General features: G+C 64.3%; 13 protein-coding genes, 1 tRNA gene and 1 pseudogene. 4 read left to right on the top strand and 11 right to left on the bottom strand.

What is annotated here, in order from left to right; translation table 11 throughout:
- Positions 1–434: 434 nt before the first annotated feature.
- A pseudogene (locus QKE30_RS09425) lies at positions 435–1,274 on the bottom strand (DMT family transporter); the annotation flags it as partial.
- A gap of 227 nt (positions 1,275–1,501) precedes the next feature.
- On the opposite strand from QKE30_RS09425, the gene QKE30_RS09420 reads away from it, so the two are divergent.
- On the top strand, positions 1,502–2,767 hold the full coding sequence (locus QKE30_RS09420) for an aspartate kinase (RefSeq protein ID WP_239202528.1): 1,266 nt from the start codon (positions 1,502–1,504) through the stop codon (positions 2,765–2,767).
- Between the two features lie 38 nt (positions 2,768–2,805).
- Complete coding sequence (locus QKE30_RS09415) at positions 2,806–3,861, top strand: aspartate-semialdehyde dehydrogenase (protein ID WP_347934659.1); 1,056 nt, start codon at positions 2,806–2,808, stop codon at positions 3,859–3,861.
- Positions 3,862–3,948: 87 nt separating this feature from the next.
- Here QKE30_RS09415 and QKE30_RS09410 read toward each other — a convergent pair whose 3' ends face one another.
- Positions 3,949–5,223: a ferrochelatase gene (locus QKE30_RS09410; protein WP_347934658.1), complete on the bottom strand. Its 1,275-nt coding sequence runs from the start codon at positions 5,221–5,223 to the stop codon at positions 3,949–3,951.
- A 67-nt stretch (positions 5,224–5,290) separates the two neighbouring features.
- On the bottom strand, positions 5,291–5,911 hold the full coding sequence (locus tag QKE30_RS09405) for an RNA polymerase sigma factor (RefSeq protein WP_347934657.1): 621 nt from the start codon (positions 5,909–5,911) through the stop codon (positions 5,291–5,293).
- Between the two features lie 81 nt (positions 5,912–5,992).
- Here QKE30_RS09405 and QKE30_RS09400 point away from each other — a divergent pair, with 81 nt between their 5' ends.
- Together QKE30_RS09400 and QKE30_RS09395 are read left to right on the top strand one after the other, a co-directional pair.
- Positions 5,993–7,624: a catalase gene (locus QKE30_RS09400; protein ID WP_347934656.1), complete on the top strand. Its 1,632-nt coding sequence runs from the start codon at positions 5,993–5,995 to the stop codon at positions 7,622–7,624.
- Positions 7,625–7,738: 114 nt separating this feature from the next.
- On the top strand, positions 7,739–8,164 hold the full coding sequence (locus QKE30_RS09395; RefSeq protein ID WP_297666768.1) for an organic hydroperoxide resistance protein: 426 nt from the start codon (positions 7,739–7,741) through the stop codon (positions 8,162–8,164).
- A 103-nt stretch (positions 8,165–8,267) separates the two neighbouring features.
- Here the strand turns inward: QKE30_RS09395 and QKE30_RS09390 are convergent, their stop codons facing one another.
- The 8 genes from QKE30_RS09390 to QKE30_RS09355 all read right to left on the bottom strand — a co-directional run bounded on the left by QKE30_RS09390 (position 8,268) and on the right by QKE30_RS09355 (position 16,850).
- A complete protein-coding gene (locus tag QKE30_RS09390) occupies positions 8,268–8,669 on the bottom strand; it encodes a Na+/H+ antiporter subunit G (RefSeq protein WP_071057576.1) in 402 nt (133 codons plus the stop codon).
- Positions 8,670–8,948 carry a monovalent cation/H+ antiporter complex subunit F gene (locus QKE30_RS09385; protein ID WP_011274270.1) on the bottom strand — a complete coding sequence of 93 codons (279 nt, stop codon included), beginning with the start codon at positions 8,946–8,948 and terminating at the stop codon, positions 8,670–8,672. It lies immediately after the preceding gene.
- Entirely contained in the window at positions 8,949–9,806 is an 858-nt protein-coding gene (locus tag QKE30_RS09380; protein ID WP_239202549.1) for a Na+/H+ antiporter subunit E, read from the bottom strand.
- Between the two features lie 3 nt (positions 9,807–9,809).
- Positions 9,810–11,480, bottom strand: a complete 1,671-nt coding sequence (locus QKE30_RS09375) for a monovalent cation/H+ antiporter subunit D family protein (protein ID WP_239202551.1) — start codon at positions 11,478–11,480, stop codon at positions 9,810–9,812.
- The gene (locus QKE30_RS09370; protein WP_239202553.1) at positions 11,480–12,016 is read right to left on the bottom strand and encodes a cation:proton antiporter subunit C; all 537 of its coding nucleotides are present in this window, start codon (positions 12,014–12,016) and stop codon (positions 11,480–11,482) included. The genes QKE30_RS09375 and QKE30_RS09370 overlap by 1 nt, the downstream gene beginning before the upstream one ends.
- Complete coding sequence (locus QKE30_RS09365) at positions 12,013–15,255, bottom strand: DUF4040 family protein (protein WP_239202555.1); 3,243 nt, start codon at positions 15,253–15,255, stop codon at positions 12,013–12,015. Before QKE30_RS09365 ends, QKE30_RS09370 begins: the two co-directional genes overlap by 4 nt.
- Positions 15,256–15,701: 446 nt before the next feature.
- Positions 15,702–15,778 (bottom strand) — tRNA-Pro (locus QKE30_RS09360).
- Between the two features lie 163 nt (positions 15,779–15,941).
- Positions 15,942–16,850 (bottom strand): metallophosphoesterase, encoded by a 909-nt coding sequence (locus QKE30_RS09355; protein WP_239202557.1) that lies wholly within the window; start codon positions 16,848–16,850, stop codon positions 15,942–15,944.
- Positions 16,851–17,015: the final 165 nt, after the last annotated feature.

Genomic DNA, 17,015 nt, shown 5'->3' with positions numbered 1-17,015 from the left:
TGAGAAGAATTGTTTGTTCTTGGTTGTTATTCCCGACCGGCAACGCCAAAATTCGCGACGGGGTGCCGGTCGGTCGTTGAGCTGTAAACTCAAATCTCTTAAAACCTTTGAGCCCCGCCGCGTCGCAGAAGCAGGTTGCGCGCTGGCGTAGTCATAGTCACCACTATAGCCCGAGTATTAGGTGCATCACAGGAAGAGCTCTCAAAACCGCCTAAAAAAGCACTAAATCCCACATTGTGGGAAATCTGTCCCTCAATGTGGGGTGTTTGTTGCGGTTTTTTATGGTTCTTTCTTTATGACACCGCCGTCTCCGCCTCTGCAGTTCCAGCGCCCGTTCCCGGGTTCGTGTTGGCGCCCGGCTCCGAGGGGGAACCTGCGGGAGTGTCCGTGCCTGTGGTTGAACCGGCGCCCTCCGCGGCGCCTTCGTCCTCGTCGATCGACTTGCGGCTGAGGATCACTGTCGAGACCGTCATGACCGCAATGGCGGCCGCCATGTAGGCGTACTCCCAGCCCTCGATCTGGAACTTCTCGCCCAGCACGATGTAGCCCAGCACGAACGCCACCAGTGGCTCCACCACCGTCATTGCCGGCAGGGAGTTCTTCAGTGGGCCGGCGTTAAACGAGGCCTGCTGCACCGCCGTGCCGATGGCTGCGAAGGCGATCAGGGTCCACAGCTCCCAGGAAGTCAGCAGTGTAACTGTGCCGGAGTCGCGGAAAATGTCCACCACGGCTTTCGAAAGTACGGCGACATAACCCATGATCGCGCCGGTGATCGATCCCAGTACCAGCGCGCGCAGCGCGGCCGCCTGCTCCAGCGCATATACAAAGAACGCCAGCAAGATCACCGCGCCGATACTGAGGCAGACCAGCCACACGGCCAGGTCTGGCTCGCGGTGGCCGGCGGCGGGTTTACCGCGCACAACGAGGATGGTCACTGCCACCGTCAAAAGCCCTGCCCATGCTGTTTCGGACGCCGATATTCGTCGCCCGTCGTATTTCGCCGACAGGGGCAGTGTGAACATTAGGGAGAGCACGAGGATCGGCTGCACCACCAGCAGCGTTCCGAATGCCAGTGCCACGATCTGCAGGAGGTATCCGAACAGGGCGCTGGCCACGCCGACCCACCACATGGGCTGCTTGATGGCATCCCAGATGGCGCCGCTGCGATTCTCGCCGGAGGCGACGGCGATGCGGTGGCGCACCACCGTCCCCCAGGCGATGGTGATTGCGGAGCCAAGTGCGAAAACAACTGCGAGCGCGTTGTTTTCGAGCATCGTGGCCCCTCACCTCTTTGTCGACTGTGTACCCTGGGTACCTTATCGGACGCCGGAGGCTGGGTCGGACATTAGTCCGCGACGCGCGTGTTACGCATGTGACGCATGTGGCGCGCGGGCAGGTTGGCGTCAGAAAGAAAAAGAGTTACTCGAACCCTAGCCCCAGGGAAACAGACAAAGTAGTCTAAAGTTTGATTAAGACTAGACCCGGAAGGTGGCAACAACCAGTGGCGCTCATCGTTCAGAAATACGGCGGCTCCTCGCTGGAAAGCGCGGAGAGGATCCGGCGCGTAGCCGAGCGAATCGTGGAAACCAAAAAGCAGGGTAACGACGTGGTCGTCGTCTGCTCCGCAATGGGAGACACCACCGATGACCTGCTGGAACTCGCCGAGCAGGTCAATCCCGTGCCGCCCGCACGCGAGATGGACATGCTGCTAACCGCCGGTGAGCGTATTTCCAACGCGCTGGTGGCCATGGCCATCGCCTCCTTCGGTGCCGAGGCACAATCCTTCACTGGCTCGCAGGCGGGTGTGCTGACCACCGAGCGACACGGCAACGCACGCATCGTGGACGTCACCCCCGGCCGCGTGCGGGAAGCCCTGGACGTTGGAAAGATTTGCCTCGTCGCAGGCTTCCAAGGCGTGAACCGCGAAACGCGCGATGTGACCACCCTCGGACGCGGCGGCTCGGACGCCACCGCAGTCGCCCTGGCGGCGGCGCTCGAGGCCGACGTGTGCGAGATCTACTCCGACGTCGACGGCGTGTACACCGCCGACCCGCGCATTGTGCCGGACGCCCAGAAGCTCGACACAATCTCTTTCGAAGAAATGCTGGAGATGGCAGCCGTCGGCGCGAAGGTGCTGATGCTGCGCAGCGTGGAATACGCCCGCGCATTCGACGTGCCCCTGCGCGTCCGCTCCTCGTATAGCACCGACATCGGCACCCTCGTCTCTGGATCAATGGAGGATATTCCCATGGAAGAAGCAGTACTCACCGGCGTGGCACACGACCGCTCCGAAGCCAAGATCGCCGTCCTCGGCATCCCGGACTCTCCCGGGGAGGCAGCGAAGGTCTTCCGCGCCGTTGCCGACGCCGAGATCAACATCGACATGGTCGTGCAGAACATCAGCAAGATCGACAACAACCGCACCGACATCACCTTCACCTGCCCGCGGACGGACGCCACCCGCGCGATGCAGCTGCTGAAGGGCATCAAGGAGCAGAACGACTGGCAGGACCTTATCTTCGACGACCACGTGGGCAAGGTCTCCCTGGTCGGCGCTGGAATGAAGTCCCATCCTGGCGTGACCGCTGACTTCTGCGAGGCGCTGCGCGACGCGGGCGTAAACATCGAACTGATCAGCACCTCCGAGATCCGCATCTCCGTGTTGATCCGCGACACCGACCTGGACAAGGCCGTGCGCGCCATCCACGACCGCTTCCAGCTGGGCGGCGAGACGGAAGCCACCGTGTACGCTGGGACGGGACGCTAAAATAGCAGCTTAAGCAGATAGAAGAGGTAGATCCCCGAATGACCACCATCGCTGTCGTCGGAGCCACCGGCCAAGTCGGTCGCGTCATGCGCGACATCCTCGTCGAGCGGAACTTCCCGGCGGACAAGGTACGATTCTTCGCCTCCTCCCGCTCCGCGGGTAAGAAGCTGGAATTCCGCGGCGAGCAGATCGTCATCGAGGACGTCGCCGCCACCGCCACCGAGGACCTACGCGGCATCGACATCGCTCTGTTCTCCGCAGGCGGCGGGACTTCCCGCGAGCACTCCCCGCGCTTCGCCGAGGCCGGTGCCATCGTCGTGGACAACTCCTCGGCCTTCCGCAAGGATCCGGAAGTCCCACTGGTCGTCTCCGAAGTGAACCCGCAGGACGTTAAGAACCCGCCCAAGGGCATCATCGCCAACCCAAACTGCACCACCATGGCCGCCATGCCGGTCATGGGCGCACTGCACAAGGCGGCGGGGCTAAAGCAGATGCACGTCAGCTCCTACCAGGCCGTTTCCGGCTCCGGGCTGGCCGGCGTGGACGCGCTGGTGCGCCAGGTGCTGGACCTAGTCGCCACTGAGAGCGCCATCGACGAAGAGGGCCTGCGAAAGCTGGTACACGACGGCTCCACCCTCAAGGCCGAAGACCTGGGCCCCTACGTGGAACCCATCGCCTTCAACGCCCTGCCGCTGGCTGGCAACCTGGTGGACGACGGCTCGGAGGAGACCGACGAAGAGCAGAAGCTGCGCAACGAATCCCGCAAGATCCTGGGAATCCCCGAGCTGCGCGTGGCCGGCACCTGCGTGCGCGTGCCTGTCTTCACCGGCCACACCATGACCATCCACGCGGAATTCGACCGCGAGATCACCCCGGACACCGCCCGCAAGCTGCTGGCCGAGACCCCGGGAGTGAAGGTCGTGGACGTGCCCACCCCGCTGGCTGCCACGGGCATCGACGAGAGCCTGGTCGGCCGCATCCGCCAGGACCAGACCGTCGACGGAAACCGCGGCCTGGTGCTGGTCGTCGCGGGCGATAACCTGCGCAAGGGCGCCGCTCTGAACACCATCCAGATCGCGGAACTGCTGGTCTAGCCGCGCCCTGCTACACCGCGCCCGGGCCAAGCGGCGGGCGCGGTGTCTAGCGCTGCGCCGGGTCGCCGGGTCTTAGCGCCCCGGCCGCTAGGCCTCGCTACCGCAGCACCCCGGTGCACATGGCGTACCGTTGAACGTGCGGCCGAAGTCCGGAACCGTCGCCAGCTCGCCGACTACCTTCGCCGCCAAATCGCGCGCGGCCTGCTGATCTTCGGAGAGGTTGGCGCTGGGGGCGTCACCACCAACAACAAGATCAACCACCATCCCCGCGAAACCGGCGGTCAAACCCGGGGTGGCAACACGCACGAAGGGAATGCCCGCCTCCGCGGCGGCATCGCGGGCCTCCGTATCCAGATCCCACTTGACCTCCATGTGATCGGTGATGAAGCCGACCGGGCACAGCACAATTGCGCGCTTATTGCCGGACTCCGCACGCGCCTCGATGTGGTCGCACACGTCCGGCTCCAGCCACGGCACATGCGGCGAACCCGAGCGCGACTGCCACACCAGCTCGACGTCCAGGTCGGTGCCAGCGCCGACATCCACACCCACAGTCTCACCCGTGTGCGCGGGCCCATCCCCACGGCCGCCGACGTTCTCGTGGCGGGCCAGCCGGCCAGTCCAGCCGTAATCCGCACCACTACCAGGGGTGTTAGCGAAGCTGCTGGCCTGCTGGATCAAACGCGAGGCATCCAGCACCTGCTGGGAGTACAGATTCCCGCCGAACTTGTGCGGGCCCGCCGCCTTATCCGCCACCGTCGGCACCGAGTGCGCGGTGAAAACCAGGTCGGCCTGCGCCGCGGTCTCCTCGCCGTGCTCGGCGCGCAGCTGCTCGCGGGCCTCATCCACGGCCTGGGCGAACTCTGCGATGAACGTTGGGTGGCGGTGGAACTGCGGCAGGCGCTCCACCTTCGGGGCCTCCAGGCCGGCCTCCTCGCACGCCGCGATGGCGCGGCGCAGGTCCTCCTGGTACTGCGAGCAACCCGAGTAACCGCCCCACGCGCTGGTGGCGAAGACATACACGTGGCGAATGCCATCGCGGGACATCTGCTGCAGTGCGTCCTCCACATAGGGCTCCCAGTTGCGGTTGCCGAAGTACACGGGCAGGTCGATGTCGCGCCGGGCCAGCTCAGCCTCGATGTTGCGGATCAGCTGCTTATTTTGGTCGTTGATGGGGGAGCGGCCGCCGAGCGCAAAGTAGTGCTCGCCCACCTTCTCCAAACGCTTGCGGGGGATGCCGCGGCCGCGCGTGACGTTCTCCAGGAAAGGCACCACATCCTCGGCCTTCTCCGGGCCGCCAAAAGATAGCAGCAGGAGGGCGGAATCGGGGGCGATAGCGGGGGTTTTAGCGCTCGTGCTCATGTGAACCAGCCTAGCCCGTTGGCCCCGCCGTTCCTTAAACGCGCCGCGTCGCGTGGCTGTACCCGGGTTAGGCTACGCCGAAGCGGCGCTTGTTCTTTTCTTTCTTGGTGACGCCACCTCGTCCCTCGCCAGCCATTTCAACCAGGTCGGCGCGGGCGCGGGCAACGCGGGAGCGGATCGTGCCCACGCGGACGTTGGCGATCTTCGCGGCCTCGGCGTAGGTGTAGCCCAGCACCTGCGTGAGGATCAGAGCCTCGCGGCGTTCCGCCTCCAGCTGGTCGATGAGGGCGCGAGTGTCCACCCACTCGGCCCAGCTTTGCCCGCCAGTGGTTTCGGCGGCGGGGGTGGCGCTGGTGGCGTCCTCAATTTCCGTGGCGGAACTGCGGGGGCGGGCCATGTCGTGGCGTACGCTATCGACCCACACGCGGCGGGCGAGGGAGAGGATCCAGGTGCGTGCCGTGGAGCGGGCGGCGAAGCGCGGCAGGGCGCTCAAAACACGCAGGTAGGTCTCCTGCGTAAGGTCGTCCGCGCGGTCAGTATCGGCCAGGTGAGCCAGCAGACGCCACACGTCGTCGTGCGTGGCGGAAATGAATTCGGTCAGCGCCTGGCGGTCGCCGCTAGCGGCGCGCAGGGCGAGGCCGGTCACAGCGGCATCGTGCGCCTGACTGCTGGTCACCTGGCTGGTCATGGACAAAGCCTAACACGCGGGTGCGGAAATTCTGGCAAGGTGGATTACATAGCCAAAGCTATAAGGTATCTGGAGGTACCCATGACTGCTACGAATAATGACGGCACCAATAACGACCCAATCACCACAGCAAAGGACGTCGCCTCCCGCGGCGTATGCCCCTACTCCGGGGCGTCGACGAACGTGAACGGTTCCCCGGTCAGCACCGAGGAGCACTCCGCGACCGTGGGCCAGCAGGGTCCGCTGCTGCTTTCCGACGTGCACCTGGTGGAAAAGCACGCGCACTTCAACCGCGAGCGCATCCCGGAGCGCAACGTGCACGCCAAGGGCTCCGGTGCCTTTGGTGAACTGACCATCACCGAGGATGTCTCCAAGTACACCAAGGCGGACCTGTTCCAGCCAGGGCGCGTGACCCCGATGCTGGCCCGCTTCTCCACCGTCGCGGGCGAGCAGGGCTTCCCCGATGCGGTGCGCGACGTGCGCGGATTCTCGCTGAAGTTCTACACCCAGCAGGGCAACTACGACATCGTGGGTAACAACACCCCGGTGTTCTTCTTGCGCGACGGTATTAAGTTTCCGGACTTCATCCGTTCCCAGAAGCGCCTGGCGGATTCCGGCCTGCGCTCCGCGGACATGCAGTGGGATTTCTGGACCCGCTCCCCGGAGACCGCGCACCAGGTGACCTACCTGATGGGCGACCGCGGCATCCCGACGGACTTCCGCCACATGGACGGCTTCGGCTCCCACACCTACCAGTGGATCAACGCCGCCGGCGAGCGTTTCTGGGTGAAGTACCACTTCAAGACCCGCCAGGGCTGGGACTTCTACACCGACGACGAGGCCGCCAAGGTCATAGCTTCGGGCAACTTCGATTCCTCCCGCCAGGATCTTCATGACGCCATCGAACGCGGCGACTACCCGACGTGGGATGTGAAGGTGCAGATCATGCCGGTCGCCGAGGCGGAGGATTACCGCTGGAACCCGTTTGACCTGACGAAGACCTGGTCGCAGAAGGATTACCCGCTGATCCCGGTCGGCCACTTCACGCTGAACGAGAACCCGCAGAACTTCTTCGCCCAGATCGAGCAGGCCGCTTTCGCACCGTCGAACCTGGTGCCGGGCATTGGCCTTTCCCCGGACAAGATGCTGCTGGCACGCGCCTTCGCCTACGCCGACACCCAGCGTTACCGCCTGGGCGTGAACTTCCACCAACTGCCTTCCAACCGTTCCGTGGTGGCGGAGAAGAACTACTACACCGCCAAGGACGGCGCGGGTAACCAGGAGTTCCCGCCGGCCGGCACCCCGGTGTACTCCCCGAACCGCTTCGAGCGCGGCGAGGGCGTAAACGACGTCAACGACGGCTCCGGTGCCGTCGAGCAGGGCGTGGCCGCCGGTGAGTCCCAGTACGGCTTCGGCCGTGGCCAGGAATCCGCCGTGACCGCCGCGGAGGAGCTGGGCCTGTACGACGACCTGCACGGCACCGACCTAACCCGCGGGGCTTACGTCCGCCACCCGGAGGACGATGACTTCATCCAGGCGGGCCAGCTTGTGCGCGAGGTTCTGGATGACGCCGCCCGGGAACGCCTGGCAAACAACATCGCGGGCGCGATGGACGGTGTGTCTGACCAGGTGGCCGAACAGTGCTGGACCTACTGGGGCAAGGTCGACGAGAACCTGCGCGACCGGGTGAAGGAAATCTTCACCGGCAAGTAGCCGCCACTGGCCGCAGCGCGGCGCCCTCCGGTTCACGTAGGCTGGGCGCCGCAAAGAGGCAAACAGCAATTAACGACAACCAACGACAGTTTTGGCGAAAGGATTGGTTCACTCATGAGCGAGGCACTGTACACAGCAAAGGCACTTTCTACCGGCGGCGGCCGCGACGGCCACGTAGCCACCGACGACCGCCAGATCGACCTGGACGTTCGCCCGCCGAAGGCAATGGGCGGCTCCGGCGAGGGCACGAACCCGGAGCAGCTGGTCTCCGCAGGCTGGGCCGCCTGCTTCAACGGCGCCCTGCAGAAGACCATCAAGGAGGCTGGCGTGGATATGAGCCAGTCCCCGGAGGTCGCCGTCGAGACCACCCTGAACAAGGTTTCGGAGGGCTTCCGCCTGTCCGCGAAGATCACCGCCACCGTCTTCGGCGTGGACCAGGCCAAGGCCGACGAGCTGGTCGCAGACGCCCACGCATTCTGCCCCTATTCCAAGGCCATGCGTGGCGAGATCGACGTTGAGGCCGTCGCCGTCGTCGGCTAGTTCCGCCCCCGCAAAAGCAAAAACGAGTCCGCCCCCACCAAGGAAGTGGGGGCGGACTCGTTTTCTATTGGCGCTACTGGTCTTGAAGTTGCGCCCGCAGGCGCTACTTGGGCTCCTTCGCCCGCTGACCACCGGACAGCGGCACGGTGTGGTCCCAGTGCGTCGCATGCAGCGCGCGGCCCATCACGTATGAACCGACGGCGCCGATCACCAGCAGCGCAGTGATGGCGACGATCGCGCGGATCAACTCGCCCAGCACAAACCCTTCCGTCGACCAGGAGTAAACCAAGTTGGCGCTGATCAGCAGGGGAAGCCCCACGCCGACAGCTGGACCGACCATGTTGACCTGACTGAGGGCGTCCGGAGCAAGGTACATCGCGCGGGCAGAAACAAAGATGAAGATCGCACCGAGAATGGCGAGCACACCCGCGGTAATCGCGCCGAGCCAACCCGGCTCGCTGAACTCGACCATTTCGCCGGCGGCGGCGAGGACAGTTGTGGACATTTAGCGCCTCCCTCGAGAAATGATGCGGGCATAAGCGATCGTCGACAGCGCGCCGAACAGGCCGGCGAACAGTGCGACCTCATAGGTGATCGCCGTGCGGTGGAAGATCGAATAACACAAAAACAGGCCTGCCATCGCCATAAACACCATGTCGGAAAGGACGGCGCGGCGGGCGTCATTATGCGTAGAAACAGCGCGCCACAGCACCGTAAACAGCGCGACAACAACAATGGCGGCGGCGATGCCCACCAGGATATTTAGTAGGTCCCTGGGCTCCATCTACTTGCCTTCCTTCGGGTTGTTCTTCGGATACAACGGGTCGTACAAGGTCTCTCCCGGTTTGGTGCGGCCTTCCTGGTCGGGTTTGGACGCCCCCAGGTTGTCCCCGCGGAAAGTATCAATATCGGGGGTTGCATTGGAGATCCGGGCTTTGGCGCGCTCGGCGTTTCGGCGGGCGATCTCGTAGCGCTCCTTGCGATCCATGTCGCGCACGTCGGAGGGGTTCTTCTCCTCCTCGTCGGACTGCAGGATCGCGGCGACGAACGCGGCGGCGTGCGGAGTGGAATCCACCTTCTCCACGTCGAAGACCGTCTCGTCGGATGCGCGGCCACCGCGCGAACCGCGGAAGCCACGTGGGCCTGGGCGGCCCTTCTCCACCAGGTACTGCACATCGAAGTGCAGCGGCTTATCCTTCACCGACGGGGCGAGGTGCTCCTCCATGTCCGCCAGGCTGGCCAGCAATTCTTCCGGGTCCGCGCCGTACATGGCGTGTACCGCGAGGAAGCGCTGGACGTGGTCCAGGCCGTGGGTGTTGAACTCCGAGCGGGCCACAGCGAAGGCATCCTTAGTGCTGCGCTCGCCGGCGGCTGCGTCGTAGTCGACCTCCTTCGGGCCGGTTACGCCTAGGGAGAGCGTTCCGGGGGTCATGGTGATCGAGGCGATGAGGGCTGCGATGTCCCGCTCGCTGGTCACGCGCAGCGGGTAGTAGATCACCACCGGCGCGATGTTGCGGCCGGTGCCGAGGGTATCGGTCGCCATGACGACCGACTCCTTGATGATCTGCCCGGTCAGCCAGGCGGCGTACTTCAGCGCGTGGCCGGTGGACTTCACTGCTTGGACAATATTGAACTTTGCCATGGCTTAGTGGCCCTTCCCGTCCTGAGCCTGCTGCTCCTTGTCGGTCTTTACGTTGGCTTTGGCGCTGGCGGCGGCATTGGCTTCGGTGTCGACGTTATCCAATCCGCTCGGCCCGGGCGGCAGGACCGCGCCGACGGCTTCATCCGGATCGCCGAGGACTGCCTCGACATAAGCGGTCGTGTCGGTCAGATTATCGGCGGCCTTGTTGACCTGCTGGAAGATCGGCCCGGCGCCGATGAACATGCCCACGGAGATCAGCATCATGACTGCCGACGGCCACACGTAACGGCGCGGTACGCGCAGCTCCGGGTCGGCCTCGTTGGCGTTCATCTGGCGCCCCCAGAACACCTCGCGCCACACGTAGATCATGGAAACCAAGGCGCCGATGGAGGAGACGATGATTGCGCCGATGACCAGCCAGGTTTTCCACGTGCCGTCCTGGGCCACGCCGAAGACTAGAGCCAGCTTGCCCCACAGGCCGGAGAACGGCGGCAGGCCGACGATTGCCAGCGCACCAGCTGCGAAGACGACTGCGACGAAGCGGTCGCGGCGCATGAGACCGGAGAGCTTGCGCACGCGGCCGGAACCGTAGGTCTCCTCGATCGCACCGGAGGCCATAATGAGGGCCCCGGCGACGATCATGTGGTGCAGCATGTAGAACAGCCCGGCGCTGATCATCAGGCGCGCATCGTGGCTGAGGAATGCGAGGCTGATCAGGATGAACGGGATGCCGTTGACCATCTGGTAGGCGATCACGCTGCGCATCGTGGTTTCGCCCAGGCCGGCGAAACCACCGATCAGCATGCCCAGCACCACGATCACCAGGATGGCCCAGGACCAGGTGGGGTCGCCCTCGAAGATGGTCAGGTACACGCGGAAAATCGCGTAGATGCCGACCTTGGTGTGCAGGCCGGAGAACAGCGCCATCACGGCCGGGGAGGTGGAAGGGTAGGCGCGGGGCAGCCAGGTGTGGACCGGCGCCACGCCCGCCTTCACGGCCAGCGCCAGCAGAACCACGCCCAGCGGGATCACTAGCTGCCACTGGTTGCCGAAGACTCCTTCGGCAAACTCGGTGCCGCGGGGTCCGGCTGCCCCCGCCAGGGCGGCGAGGTTGGTGGTGCCCACCACGGCGTAGACCAGTACCACGCCACTCAGCAGCACTAGGGAGGTCACCAGGTTCACGATGATGAACATCCTGCCCGCCGCCAGGCGAGCCCACGTGCCGGTCATCGCCAGCAGGCCGAAGGAGGGCATCAGCATGACCTCGATGAACACGAACAGGTTGAACAAGTCCGCGGTCAGCAGCGCACCCCATACGCCGCCGATCAACATGAGCGTGAGGGCGGGGTAGAAGCGGGTGCGCGTCTCGCCGACGACGTCGGCGAACCAGTTGGAGATCAGGGCGACAACGGAGGTCGTCAGGATCATAATGCCCGCCAGATTGTCGGCGGCCAGCGGGATGGAGATACCGCCGACGAACCCGCCGACGTTATCGACCAGCACCGTGTTCGGCTCGTTGACCTTCACCAGGACCCAGACGCCGCCGACGATGCCGAATGCCGGCACCAGCAGGCCCAGCGCGCGGCGGAGGCTCATCCACGGAGCCATCGCGGCAGCGGCCGCAGCCAGCAACGGGATGGCGATAAACAGACTGAGGAGGGAACCTTCGGTCATTACTTCTGCGCTCCCTTCTGTTCGTCCTTACGTTCCTTGCCGGTGGTGCTGGCCGCGGCTTCGTCTGGGCCGTCCTCATCGGCGGTGGAGTGGACCTCCGTGTAGTCGTTCGCACCGAGCTTCTTATCTTCGTGCTCTTTGACCACTCCGCCGTGGGCCTTGGCTTCCTCGTAGTTCTTCCAGCCCATCGTCTGCAGGGTGCGCAGGCGGCGGGAGGCGGTCTCTACGTCGTCGCTGCCGAACGTGTCGTCGTCGCGGCCGAGCGCGGCCATGGCCAGCATCACGGCGGTGGAGGCCATGGAGATCACGATTGCCGTCAGCACGAACGCCTGGGGTAGCGGGTCGGCTGCCTGCTCGGGGGTCGCGCGATCCATCAGCGGATCCATGCGCCACGCGCCGATGCCCGCAGCGAGGATCAGGAGGTTAACCGCGTGGCTCATCAGCGTGATGCCCATGATGATGCGCAGCATTCCGCGCTGCATCACCAGGTACACGCCGCCGCCCATCAGGATGGCGATGATAGCTGCGATGATCACTGGTTCTCTCCCTTCTTCTCGTCCTGTTCTTTCTTTGTGAGGCCATCAGGCTCCACAGCCTTGGCCTCAGATCCATCCTTGAGGTTCTTCACCGGCGCGCGGGCCGCCTCGCGCTCGGCCCGATGGGCCTCCTCCGCAGCCTTCGCAGCAGCGGAGACCTGGGAGGGGTTGAGCGGGATGTTGCTGCCGCCGACAGTCACAGCCACAGGCGATGGCTTCTTGGCGGGATCCGCCTTGCCCTCAATGGGAGTGGGGCGCTTGCCCTTGGAGTTCAAGCCCATCTTCTGAGTGGCAGTCTGGGCGCGGAACTTAGACTTCAGCGTTGCCGGGTCAGTACCCGGACGCTCGCGGCCGCCCATCTGGTTGATGACGATGACGATCAGGCCGAGCACTGCCAGGTACACGCCGCCGTCGAAGATCAGCGAGGTGGACACGTGCTGGCCCAAAATCTCGGCGTGGATTGGGGATAGGAAGCCATCCTTGAAGTAGCCGATCAGGCCGGTGATCAGCGCCATCGCTATGCCCGCGCCGACGAAGGTGTAGGCCACCTGGTCGGTGAACATCTTCTTGGCCCGAGCCTGCGCCAGGTAGTACATGAAGATGCCGCAGGCCGCGATCAGGGCGGCGACGAAGCCGCCGCCGGGGGACTGGTGGCCGCGCCAGAACGTGGCGGCGGACAGCAGCGCCAGAATCGGGATCAGCGGGTACATCGTCATCCGCGAGTTAATGGAGTTCAGGTGCGTGGAGCGCAGGTACTTGGAGTAGAACGGCGCCAGCTCCGGAACCTTGTGCACATCCGGGAAGCGGGTGGAACCCGGGGCGCGGAACAGCTCCGCGGTGGAACCCGGACCGTAGCCCGGAACCGGGGAGCGGGGGATGGACTTGATCAGCGCGGCGATGACGATGCCCGCCATGCCCAGCACCGTCAGCTCGCCCAAGGTATCGAAGGCACGGAACTCCACCAGGATGACCGCGACCACGTTGTTGCCGCCGGAGATCTCCGGGGTGTTCTCCAAGTACCATTGCGCGATCGCGGGCTTCTCGTGACGGCCGATAAGCAGCCACACGCCCAGGAAGGTAATCACACCGACCAGCACCGCCAGAACTGTGGCGAAGCGGGTACGGTTTGCGCCTTCGCGCAGGTACAGGCGCGGCTGGTGGCGGATCACCAGCATCATGATGACGACCACGCAGAACTCGACCAACAACTGGGTGGTGGCCACGTCCGGTGCGCCTAGTGTCAGCATGACCCAGGAAACGCCCACGCCGACCACACCGACCAGCACCACGGAAGCCAGGCGCGAGCGAGTACCAATCATCACGAGCACACTCAAGCCGATAATCACCAGGCCAACGAGGTCCACGATGCTGTCGATCCCCTCGACACGCGGCGGCAGATCCGCCAGCCCCTCCAGGCGACCCGGCCCCAGCAGGGAGAAGCCCGCCAGCACAATCAGCGAGGCGAAGATCCACACCACGTGCCGGTTGGGGTTCACAGAGTTCGCCAGGCGGCCAAACGCGCGGCCCACCTTGGTCGAGCGTTCGATGAATGCGGAGATCATCTCCGCGCCCGTTGCCACCCCGAGACGCTTGCCCTCGAGCGGCTGGAGCAGGGGGCGTCGATAAATAACAACAATGACGCCCGCGACCAGCACCGCGAGAGAGATCCAGAGCGCTACCGTCAGGCCGTGCCAGAGCGCCAAGTGTGTGTGAGCGTGGCCCAGACCCGTGGCATCGACGACCTGGTCGAGAGTCTCGTCGAAGAGGCCCAGGAACGCGACCCCCGGCAGGGAAAGCACGCCCGGCAGCACCGCGGGAATCCACAGGTTCGCCGGGGCCTCCTTGACGTGCGAGACATCCTTCGGGCCGTCGATGAATGCGCCGAAGACATAACGGGCGGAGTACACGAAAGTGGCTAGCGCGCCGATACCCGCTGCTACCAGCAGGGTAACTACGCCGGCGTTGCTAAACGGTGCTTCTTCGAAGGCGGTGAGCATGCCTTCCTTCGATACAAAGCCGAAGGTCGGTGGAATCGCAGCCATTGACGCCGCCGCGATCACAGCGGACACAAAAGTAAAGGGCATCTGGCGCCACAGCGGGCCGAGACGACGAATGTCTCGCGACCCGGCCTGGTGGTCAACTACGCCGGCGATCATGAACAGCGAGGACTTGAACAGCGCGTGGGCGGCCGTGTGAACCAGCGCGGCACTGATGGCAAAAGGAGTGCCCACACCAATGGTGGCGACGATCCAGCCCAGCTGGGAGACCGTGGAGTAGGCCGTAAGCTTCTTCAGATCCGTCTTCTGGATGGCGAACACGGCGCCCATGATGGCGGTGGTCATGCCAATGACGATCAGCAGGACGTGCCAGGCCATCACACCCTCGAACAGGCCGGAGAAGCGCAGCAACAGGTACACGCCAGCCTTGACCACAGCGGCGGCGTGCAGGAAGGCGGAAACCGGGGTGTCCGCGGCCATAGCCTCCGGCAGCCAGAAGTGGAAGGGGATCTGCGCGGCCTTCGAGAACGCGGCCAAGGCGATAAGAACCGCGACGATGGCCAGGCGCACGTCCTGGCCCTCCCAGGCGGGGGAGTGCAGCATGGCCGAAAGGTTGGTGGTGCCCGTGGTGATCACGCCAATGGCCAGGGCCGCCAGCAGGAACAGGCCACCGATGAAGGTCAGCAAGAGGGTGCGGATGGAACCGGCCTCGCCGCCGGAGCCCGAGCGGGCGATGAGGAAGAACGACGCCAGGGATACCAGCTCCCAGCCGATGAACAGCAGAGCAACGTCGTCCGCCAGAACCAGCAGAAGGACTGCCAGCATGAAAGAGGTCATGAGCACGTAGAAGCTCATGATCTTGTCGCCCTTGTGCAGGTAAGCGGCGGAGTAGATGAAAACGACCGCGCCGATGAGCAGCGCCAGGAGGGTGAAGAACAGCCCCAGGGAATCCATCTTCAGGGCCAGGTCTAGGCTGCCTTCGCTGGCTGCGCCTGCTGTGCCTCCTGCACCGGCTGCACCCGCTCCACCGCTCGCGCCGGTGAGGAAGCCTTTGATCCAGGTGACGGACCAGGTGGCTGTCTCTCCGTTAAGTATCGGGTCGGCGTGCTTGATCACATATCCTGCGAGTCCCAGGAAGGTCAGACCTAACGGCCAGCCAGCGTTTCGATCAAGCGTTTTGACCAGCAAGGGAACGAGGATGAGCGCCACCGCGACGGTGACGGGGATGGCAAGGAGAGCCACGTTGGTTCAACACCCCAATGTTTCTATAGTTGTTCGATCACCTTGAATATTCACTGAATAACCACGTACGACATCACGGTGCCGTCGCAAAGCGACGACCTCGCGGAGCCGTGCTGAGCTCCGACATCAGAAGGTCGTGCTGAGCCGAACTAGATCGCGGGCCCAATGAGGCCTGAAGGTGTCAAAGTTATTCAAGTGATCCACTGGGGTGCCGGCAAAATAATTCCGGTCCATCACGACGCGACGTGATCGGAATAGTTATACGACGGTCACAGTTTATCAGGCGCCACTTAGGGCTGTTCAGGGCGCCAGGCCTGGCGCCCGCATGTGCAGGGGATTTGCTGGGTTGAGCGCTGGGTGGGGTGCTGGCTGCGGCCCGCCGGGGTTCCCAGGTTCCCGACAACGACGAAGCCCGCCAGCACCGTTTCGGTGCCAGCGGGTTCTAATGGTCGGGATAACAGGATTTGAACCTGCGACCCCCTCGTCCCGAACGAGGTGCGCTACCAAGCTGCGCCATATCCCGGTCTGGAGCGGCACGTTAGTTTTGCGAACTGTGCAAAGCCAGCGGCTGCAACTCGAATTACTATAGCCCGCACAGGGGGCATTTTTCAAAATGGCAGCGTATCGGGCCTTTTGGTGCCCCAGCAATCCCGTAGCCCTCGCGGGAACCAGTCAGGACTACCCAGCTACTCCGCCGACTTCTCCACAATGTGGATCAACGTCGCCGACGGACGGCAGAAAATACGGAAAGGAACGTACTTAGAGCTGCCCAGCCCGTTGGTCACGTGCAACCACATACGTTCGGTCCAACGGGAAAGCCCGCGCGCCCGGCTCCTGTCAATGCCGCAGTTCGTCACGATGGCGCCCCCACCCGGCAGGCACAGCTGCCCGCCGTGCGTGTGACCGCTCAGCACCAGTTGGTATCCATCGGCGGCGAAGCGGTCCAGAACGCGCGGTTCGGGGGAGTGGCTCAGCCCGATGGTCAGGTCGGCGTCACTATTAGGGCGCCCTGCGATCCGCGAGTAATCGTCCAGATCGTGGTGAGGGTCATCCACGCCCGCGATAGCCAGCTTGATCTTCTCTGGGCTGGTCAGCGAACCAGTCGCGGCGGGGTCGATGGCGAACTCGACGGTGGCGTTCGAGGCGTCGTGCCAGCCGCGCTCGATGAAGGCCGCGCGCAGCCCCTTCCATGGCAGCTGCACCTGGGAGGGCTTGCGTTTCTTGCCCAGCAGGTAGATGAAGGGGTTCACTGGGCGCGGCGCGAAGTAGTCGTTGCTGCCGAACACGAACACTCCGGGGCGTTCCAGCAGCGGCCCGAGCGCGCGGAGTACTCCCGGCACGCCGTCTTCCTCGCCGAGGTTATCGCCTGTGTTGACCACCAGGTCCGGGTCCAGGCGGTCCAGCGCGGCGACCCATTCCTGCTTCTGCTTCTGCTTGTCTAGCATGTGCAGGTCGCTGACGTGCAGCAGCCGAAAGCTATCCCAATCGTCGGGTAGCGTGCCGGGCTCAAGCAGCGGCACTGTTACCTCGTGTAGCTGGAACTTTAAGGTTTCTTTATATGACGCCGCAGCGACCGCCGCGCCGACCGCCCCAATTCCGAGCGCGCTTTTCAGCACGTTGGCGGGGGTGAGCAGACGTTTGCGGGGTTGGGCTGGGGAGTTCCGACGATTGTTCTTCACGTTCCCCAGGGTATCGCTTCGCCCGTGGGTGGGACATACCCGCCGCGCGCGGCGAGTGGCGCACAGCGGGGGCGCCAAGTG

Source organism: Corynebacterium sp. c24Ua_83, from assembly GCF_039907245.1.
Lineage (GTDB): Bacteria > Actinomycetota > Actinomycetes > Mycobacteriales > Mycobacteriaceae > Corynebacterium.
Note: the sequence above shows the minus strand (reverse complement) of the source record. Positions and strands in the feature narration are given on the sequence as shown.